Annotated in this window: 7 protein-coding genes; 6 read left to right on the top strand and 1 reads right to left on the bottom strand. The window is 61.6% G+C overall.

Features of this window, described 5'->3' with window-relative positions:
* Nucleotides 1-72 precede the first annotated feature (72 nt).
* A complete protein-coding gene (locus tag PMI11_RS32630) occupies nucleotides 73-1,062 on the top strand; it encodes an IS5 family transposase (RefSeq protein ID WP_007826090.1) in 990 nt (329 codons plus the stop codon).
* Between the two features lie 95 nt (nucleotides 1,063-1,157).
* On the opposite strand, the gene PMI11_RS32625 is transcribed toward PMI11_RS32630, so the two are convergent.
* Nucleotides 1,158-1,910 carry a YoaK family protein gene (locus tag PMI11_RS32625; RefSeq protein WP_007826089.1) on the bottom strand — a complete coding sequence of 251 codons (753 nt, stop codon included), beginning with the start codon at nucleotides 1,908-1,910 and terminating at the stop codon, nucleotides 1,158-1,160.
* A 343-nt stretch (nucleotides 1,911-2,253) separates the two neighbouring features.
* Between PMI11_RS32625 and PMI11_RS32620 the strand changes: the two genes are divergently transcribed.
* The 5 genes from PMI11_RS32620 to PMI11_RS32600 are packed head-to-tail and all read left to right on the top strand — an operon-like array spanning nucleotide 2,254 to nucleotide 7,664.
* Nucleotides 2,254-2,568, top strand: coding sequence for a helix-turn-helix domain-containing protein (locus PMI11_RS32620; protein WP_244430739.1), 315 nt, complete (start codon nucleotides 2,254-2,256; stop codon nucleotides 2,566-2,568).
* On the top strand, nucleotides 2,565-4,592 hold the full coding sequence (gene hyfB / locus PMI11_RS32615; RefSeq protein ID WP_007826084.1) for a hydrogenase 4 subunit B: 2,028 nt from the start codon (nucleotides 2,565-2,567) through the stop codon (nucleotides 4,590-4,592). Before PMI11_RS32620 ends, hyfB begins: the two co-directional genes overlap by 4 nt.
* On the top strand, nucleotides 4,583-5,539 hold the full coding sequence (locus PMI11_RS32610; protein WP_007826081.1) for a respiratory chain complex I subunit 1 family protein: 957 nt from the start codon (nucleotides 4,583-4,585) through the stop codon (nucleotides 5,537-5,539). The genes hyfB and PMI11_RS32610 overlap by 10 nt, the downstream gene beginning before the upstream one ends.
* Nucleotides 5,539-6,204, top strand: a complete 666-nt coding sequence (locus PMI11_RS32605; protein ID WP_007826080.1) for a hypothetical protein — start codon at nucleotides 5,539-5,541, stop codon at nucleotides 6,202-6,204. The genes PMI11_RS32610 and PMI11_RS32605 overlap by 1 nt, the downstream gene beginning before the upstream one ends.
* Complete coding sequence (locus tag PMI11_RS32600) at nucleotides 6,201-7,664, top strand: hydrogenase 4 subunit F (protein WP_007826079.1); 1,464 nt, start codon at nucleotides 6,201-6,203, stop codon at nucleotides 7,662-7,664. The genes PMI11_RS32605 and PMI11_RS32600 overlap by 4 nt, the downstream gene beginning before the upstream one ends.
* The last annotated feature ends 1 nt before the right edge of the window (nucleotide 7,665 follow it).

Here is a 7,665-nt window from a genome sequence, read left to right as displayed (position 1 = left end):
GGCGTTGGTGCAGGGATCGTTAATCGCAGCGGCTTAGGTGCTGTTCCAGTCTCATAACTGGTCTGCCCGACGATGCCCTTCAAACACAACGCCTCTCGCCGCCATCGCATCGACAAGATGAAGTTCAAGCTGACGAACTGGCCGGAATATGAGGCCGGTCTTCGTCGGCGAGGCAGCCTGACGCTTTGGATCTCGCCGCAAGTAGTATCGTCCTGGCAGGCGCCGAAGCGAACAACACGCGGCGGTCAGCCGCGCTATTCCGATCTGGCGATAGAGACTGCTTTGACGCTGGGATTGGTGTTTGGCCTGAGGCTGCGACAGACGGAAGTCTTTATGGCTTCGGTGCTCAAGCTGATGGGGCTGGATCTGGCCGTTCCCGATCATACGACGTTGAGCCGAAGGGCAAGCAACCCGAGAGCGCCGAACAAGCGGCAGTTTTCTCGTGTCCCCGACAAGGGGCCCGTCCACGTCCTCATCGATAGTTCAGGGTTGCAGATCTACGGTGCGGGCCAATGGCTGGAGGAAAAGCACGGCGCCAGATCCCGTCGCAACTGGCGTAAACTGCATCTGGCGCTGGATGCCGACAGCGGCGGGATCATCGCACAGGTCATGACGGATCAGGATGCCGGCGACGCTTCTCAGGTGGAGCCGCTGCTTGACCAGATAGAGATGCCGATCGGGCAGTTCACGACCGATGGCGCTTATGATGGGAATCCCCCCTATGAGGCTGTTATCAGGCACAGCCCCGGCGCTACGGTGGTAATTCCGCCACGTGCCAATGCGGTGGAACAGCCAGCCAGCGATCCCACCGATCAACGAAACCAACATATCGCGGCCATCGACGCCGATGGCCGGATTAAGTGGCAAGTCGATACCAGCTATGGCAAGCGATCGCTGGTGGAGAACGCGATCGGCCGGTACAAATCGATCATCGGCACCCGGCTGAGGGCACGCTCGTTCGCAGCACAGCAGACCGAAGTGGCCATTGGCTGCGGCGTCCTGAACCGGATGCTCGCATGCGCCCGCCCGAAATCCGTCCGATGCAGAAAAGCTACCGCATAGCCAGGACTTCAGAGACAGAAATCGACTTACACTGCGATCGCTGCACCAACGCCTAGATTAACCCGAAAACTGATTCCTGTGAATTCGCTGGAGTTTTACGGCCCCATTCTTGCCGGAATCTCGCTTGGAAGGGCCGGTGTGCGTCTCGCGCGTCGGATGGCATCTAGCGCTATCGCGGTTAGGAGGCCTGCGGCGAGAATGAGGAGGTAGCCGCCGATGGCGCGATAGATGATCACGCCGAGAATGCCGCCCGCCAGGAACGAGGTGATCGTATAGAGATGCAGCCGGAGCTTGGTCTGGTCGCGCCGGGCTTCTGCCGTCGGCTCGCGTCCAAGCAAGATGTCAAAGGCGGTCCCGAGTTCGATGCCGAGATCGGTGGCCATGCCGGGAACGTGGGTGGTGCGCACACGCGCATCGGAGATGCGGGTAACGACGGCATTTTGCACGCCCATCAGGAAGGCAAGCCCCAGGATGAGGACCGGCACGCGCCAGGTGGAGAGCAGCCAGAGATCCGCGCAGCCGAGAATGGCAAGTAGTGCCGCCTCGGTGAGGATGCTGTAGGCATAGATGGCATGCATGTTGCGGCGGCGGCCTTCCTTGACGATCAGCGTCGATACTGCCGCGCCCAGAACGAAGGAGACGACGATACCGCCGTAAAACAGGGCAGAAAGAAATTGGCTGACGGCAAGGTGATCGGAGAGCGTTGACACGTTGCCGGTCATGTTGGCGGAGAAGAAGCCAACGGCATAGAACGCCGAGGCGTTGAGCGCACCGGCGATCGCAGCAAGCGAAGCCGCCAAGCTGAGATCGATCTTTTCGTTACGATGAGAGCCTTGTCTTACGAGCATTTGTCCGAACTATCGGCGCGACCGCATCAGGATCGCCTGGAGGAGGGGTACGCCTTGCACGCTACTTTCAAAGGGCTCAACGACCGGGGATCTGATCTGCCACCACGTTTTGAGGCGGACCCATCGTCCAGAGTTGCGGCCGCTGACGGCAGAGGCGCTCTCGGACGTCGATCTCTCCTGGGTCGATGATGAGGCTCATCCTTACTCCCTGGTGCGACGTCCTCACAAGCCAAAGATCTGCATCGAACGAAGATGACGCATCGAAATCTTGATTTAAAACATCAATAAGTAGATCATATCCGGCAAATATCAGGGCCTGCGCAAGATAAACGATGGTTTGATCGTGATTACTGCCGCTCAGATGCGGGCCGCCCGGGCCCTTCTCGGCATCGACCAGCGTCGGCTGGCCGATCTGGCGGGAATTTCGGTGCCGACAATCCAGCGCATGGAAGCGAGCGCCGACGTCGTGCGTGGCAATGTCGATTCGCTGATGCGGCTGCTGGCGGCGTTCGATGGCGCCGGCATCGAGCTGATCAACGAAGGGGCTGTGAGCGAAGAGGGCGGGCGAGGGGTCCGGCTCAAGGCGAAGGCTAAGCCTTCCGATGGCGGAGCGAAAGGATCATCCGGGTCCGCGCGTGGCGCGAGGACACGCCCATGACGCCTGTTTCCGCCATGCTGTGGTACGCGGCGGCGCTGCTTGCGATCGCGGTTGTTGCGGTCTTCATCGCGCGGTCGAACTACGCGACGCGGATCATATACGGATCGTGCCTCGTCGTTTCGGCGACCGCCTTTGCGACCGCGCTGGTGCATCTCGCCGGGGCGATCTCCGATACGCCGGCTCCGACGCTGGTTCTTCCGATCGGCTTGCCGTGGCTCGGAAGCCGTTACCGGCTCGATGCGCTTGCCGCCTTCTTTCTCGCGGTTGTCAATCTCGGCGGCGCCCTTTCCAGCCTCTATGCCCTCGGTTACGGCCGTCACGAGCATGCCCAGCATCGCGTGCTGCCGTTCTTCCCTGCCTTTCTCGCCGGCATGAACCTCGTGATCCTGGCCGACGACGCCTTTACCTTCCTCATTTCCTGGGAGTTCATGTCCCTCGCATCATGGGCGCTGGTAATGGCCAATCATCGTGATATCGACAGCCGGAAGGCCGGCTATCTCTATATCGTCATGGCAAGCCTCGGTACGCTCGTCCTGGTGCTTGCTTTCGGTCTGCTGGCAGGCCCGGAGGGCAACTACGGCTTCGCAGCCATGCGTGCTGCCGGGCATATGCACACGCCGTTTGTCGCCGCCATCACGCTTATCCTGCTGCTCTTCGGCGCCGGCTCGAAAGCCGGTCTCGTTCCCTTGCATGCCTGGCTGCCCCTGGCGCATCCGGCAGCGCCGAGCCATGTCTCGGCGCTCATGAGCGGCGTCATGACCAAGGTCGCGGTCTATGGCTTCATCCGAGTGGTCTTCGATCTGCTCGACGCGCCGGCGTGGTGGTCGGGCGTCGTCGTCCTCACGGTCGGTGGCGGGACGGCCGTGCTCGGCATCCTGCACGCAACAATGGAGAACGATCTCAAACGGCTGCTTGCCTACAGCACGATCGAGAATATCGGTGTCATCTTCATCAGTCTCGGGCTTGCGCTCGCCTTTTCGGCAAACGGCATGGGGCTGGCTGCGGCGCTGGCATTCACGGCCGCTCTGTTCCACGTCCTCAATCACTCGCTCTTCAAGAGCCTTCTGTTCTTCGGCGCCGGCGCGGTGCTGACGGCAACGGGCGAGCGCAACATGGAGAGACTGGGCGGCCTCATCCATCGCATGCCGTTCACCAGCTTCGCATTCCTGATCGGTTGCGTGGCGATTTCGGCGTTGCCGCCGTTCAACGGCTTCGTTTCCGAGTGGCTGGCGTTCCAGGCCGTTCTGCAAAGCCCCGACCTGCCGCAATGGGGGCTGAAGATCATGGTGCCGGCCGTGGGCGGACTGCTTGCCTTTTCGGCGGCACTTGCGGCCACCTGTTTCGTCAAGGCGTTCGGCGTCAGCTTCCTCAGCCGTCCGCGAACCGCCGCCGCCGAACATGCGCTGGAGGTCGACCGCTTCTCGCTTGCTGCGATGTTCGCCCTGGCAGTCCTGTGCCTTGTTGCCGGCATCCTGCCGGGTGTCGTTATCGACTGGCTGGCGCCGGTGACGCTTTCGCTGATCGGCGAGCGGATGCCGGTACAGACGGATATTCCATGGCTATCGATCGTGCCGATCGTCGAAAGCCGCAGTTCCTACAACGGTCTGCTGGTCTTTCTTTTCACGCTCTTTTCGGCAGCGTTGACGGCCTATCTCATCCACCGTTTCGCGTCGCGAGCGCTGCGCCGGGCGCCGGCCTGGGACTGCGGCTTCCCCGAGCCCAGTCCGGCGGCCCAATATACGGCCGGCAGCTTCGCCCAGCCCATCCGGCGCGTCTTCGGGACGCTGGTTTTCCACGCACGCGAACGAGTCTACATGCCGGCGCCTGGAGATACACGGCCCGCGCATTTTGGCGTCGAGACACATGATTTCATCTGGGAGGGGCTCTATCTGCCGATTGCGGGGGCGGTTGGCTACACCGCCGAAAAGCTTAACCATCTGCAGTTTCTGACGATCAGGCGCTATCTCAGCCTGGTCTTCCTGGCGTTGGTATTCCTGCTTCTGGTGCTGGCGCTATGGTCGTGATCTCGGCTCTCTTCGCTCAGATTTTCCAGATGGTGCTCGTCGTGCTGCTTGCGCCGCTGTTGACCGGCTTTATCCGCAAGACGAAGGCACGATTGCTGCGCCGCCGGGGGCCCCCCCTCATTCAGCCTTACCGTGACCTGTCGCGGCTTCTGCGCAAGGAGGTCGTGCTGGCCGGGAATGCTTCATGGCTGTTCCGTGTGGCCCCCTATCTGATCTTTGCCATGACCTGGGTTGCAGCGGCGATCATCCCGACCTTCGCCACGGGACTGATCTTCAGCTGGACCGCCGACCTGATCGCCATCATCGCCCTGCTCGGCAGCGCGCGTTTCTTCCTGGCGCTCGCCGGCATGGATGTCGGCACCAGCTTCGGTGGCATCGGATCGAGCCGCGAGATGATGATCGCGACCCTTGCCGAGCCGTCGATGCTGCTGATCATCTTTACGCTCGCGCTTGTCGCCGGATCGACTCAGCTTTCGACCATCGCCGTCTTCATGACCTCTCCGGAGGTGGGGTTGCGCGTTTCGCTGGCGATTGCTCTCGTTGCGCTGATCATCGTCGCGATCGCCGAGAATGCCCGCATCCCCGTCGACAATCCGGCCACCCATCTCGAACTGACCATGGTGCACGAGGCCATGGTGCTCGAATATTCCGGCCGCCATCTCGCCATGATCGAACTGGCCGCATCCCTCAAGCTGCTTCTTTATGTCTCCCTGATCGCCTGCATGTTCGTGCCGTGGAAGCTCGCGGCTTTCGGGGAGGGGCCTGCCGCCTACCTGATCGGCATTTTCACCTATCTCGCCAAGCTGGCGGTTGGCGGCGTGCTGCTTGCCGTGTTTGAAACCGCAACCGCGAAGATGAGGGTCTTCCGCGTGCCGGAATTCCTGGGCGCGGCGCTCATGCTCGGTCTGCTTGCCGTCCTTCTGCGCTTCGTTTCGAGGAGCCTGTGATGAACGGTCTCTCCTTCGACATCGCCCATCTGCTTGCCGGCGGTCTGGTCGTCGTCAGCATGATGATGCTCTACCAGGATCGCCTCTATGCATTGCTCAACGTGTTCGCGCTGCACTCGCTGCTGCTGACCCTGTCGGTGGCATGGCAGGCCTTTATCCAGGATGCGCCGCATCTCTATGTCACGGCGGTGATCGCTCTGCTCTTCAAGGTCATCGTCATCCCGGTGGTGCTTCACCGCATGATCCGCCAGCTCGGCATTCACCGCGAGATCGAGACCGTCGTCGGTATCGGCCCCACCATGCTTGCCGGCATCGGCCTTGTCGCTTTGGCGATGGTGGTGATGCTGCGTGTCACGCCGCAAGCCAATCCCCTGGCGCGTGAAGACCTTGCCTTCGCATTGTCGGTCCTGCTGCTCGGGCTGCTAGTGATGGTGACGCGCCGCAACGCCGTCAGCCAGGTCGTCGGCTTCATGTCGCTGGAAAACGGCCTGGTGCTTGCGGCGACCGGCGCCAGGGGCATGCCGCTGGTGGTCGAAATCAGCGTCGCCTTCTCCATCCTCGTCGCCTTCATCGTCATCGGCGTGTTTCTGTTCCGCATCCGTGAACGGTTCGACACTATCGATGTGCGCGCGCTCGACGACTTCAAGGGGAGACGGCGGAAATGAACGTTTCTTCCTTCGTCCTGCCCTTCGATGCGGTCGCTGCCATCCTGCTGATCCCGGTCGCAGCGGCAGCCCTTCTGGCACTCTTGCCCGGCTATCGCATGACGGCACGCCTGAATGTTGCGGCAAGCCTGCTTACCCTGCTTGCCGCGCTTTCGCTGTTCGTCACCGAACGGCCCGCGCCGGGGCGGTATCTGCTCGTCGACGATCTCAACATCGTCTTCATCGTCCTCAATACCTTCGTCGGCTTCACCACAAGCCTCTTCAGCGCCAGCTACATCGCCCATGAACTTGAGACGGACCGCCTGACGCCCGCGAACCTGCGGTTCTATCACGCGATGTACCAGATCATGATGTTCGGCATGAACCTCGCCTTCGTGTCGAACAACATCGGGCTGATGTGGGTTGCCGTCGAGATCGCCACGCTGACGACGGTGCTGATGGTCGGCATCTACCGCACCCATGAAGCGCTCGAAGCCGCGTGGAAATATTTCATTCTCGGAAGCGTCGGCATTGCCTTTGCGCTCTTTGGCACCATCCTTGTGTATCTGGCCGCACAGCCAGTCGTCGGCGAGGGCTATGACGCCATGGTCTGGACCATCCTGGTGGATCATGCTGCAGCCTTCGATCCGGCGCTTCTCAATGTCGCCTTCATCTTTCTGCTGCTCGGCTACGGCACCAAGGTCGGCCTGGCGCCTCTGCATGCCTGGCTTCCCGATGCACATGCGGAAGGTCCAACGCCGATTTCGGCCGTGCTTTCCGGCCTGCTGCTGAACGTTGCGCTCTATGCCGTACTGCGGTTCAAGATATTGCTTGCCGCCAGTCCGGAGGCGATCGCGCCGGGGCCATTGATGATGACGATGGGGCTCGCTTCGTTGAACTTTGCCGCCTTCATGCTCTACCGCCGCCGCGATATCAAACGCTTCTTTGCCTATTCCTCGATCGAGCACATGGGCATTATCGTCTTTGCCTTCGGGCTCGGCGGGCCGCTCGCCAATTTTGCCGGTTTGCTGCATATGGTCATGCATTCGCTGACCAAATCGGCGATCTTCTTCGCCGTCGGCCATATCGCCCAGATCAAGGGGACACAGCGCCTCTCTGCCATCCGCGGCCTGACCGAAACGCATCCGGCGCTCGGTTGGGGGTTGGTAACCGGTGTCGTTGCCATCGTCGGCCTGCCGCCGGCCGGGGTCTTCATGAGCGAATTCCTGATCGTCAGCTCGGCTTTCGCGAAGCAACCGTTGCTTGCCATCCTGCTCGTGTTCGGTCTGTTGGTCGCTTCCGGGGCCCTCTTACTCCGGCTGACAGGCGCCGCTTTCGGCCAGCCGCGTGGCAGCACCAAGCCGTCAGAGGCATCCTACATGCCGATGTATGCCCATCTGGCGCTGGTGCTCGGCGCCGGCATCTACCTGCCGCCGCCGCTGGTCGCCTGGTTCCAGCATATCGCAAATCTTCTGCGGTGAT

This window comes from Rhizobium sp. CF142 (assembly GCF_000281145.1).
Lineage (GTDB): Bacteria > Pseudomonadota > Alphaproteobacteria > Rhizobiales > Rhizobiaceae > Rhizobium.
This window is presented reverse-complemented; position numbering and strand designations above follow the sequence as displayed.